Genomic DNA, 218 nt, shown 5'->3' with positions numbered 1-218 from the left:
CTCGGTTTCCCTCCGGCTCCCCTATTCGGTTAACCTTGCTACAGAATATAAGTCGCTGACCCATTATACAAAAGGTACGCAGTCACCCCACCCCAAAGCACTCACCGCTTGTTTTGTGCGTTGGGCGTCGCAAACGACGCTCCGCCACCGCGATGCTGCTTTGCAGGGCCTTCAACACCAGAGAATGCTTTGGTGGTGGGGCTCCCACTGCTTGTACG

Annotated in this window: 1 rRNA gene; it reads right to left on the bottom strand. The window is 56.0% G+C overall.

What is annotated here, in order from left to right:
- Positions 1–218, bottom strand: a 23S ribosomal RNA gene (locus tag ACLJR2_RS23905); the annotation flags it as partial.

The organism is Salmonella sp. SAL03688, from assembly GCF_046551895.1.
Lineage (GTDB): Bacteria > Pseudomonadota > Gammaproteobacteria > Enterobacterales > Enterobacteriaceae > Salmonella > Salmonella enterica.
Note: the sequence above shows the minus strand (reverse complement) of the source record. Positions and strands in the feature narration are given on the sequence as shown.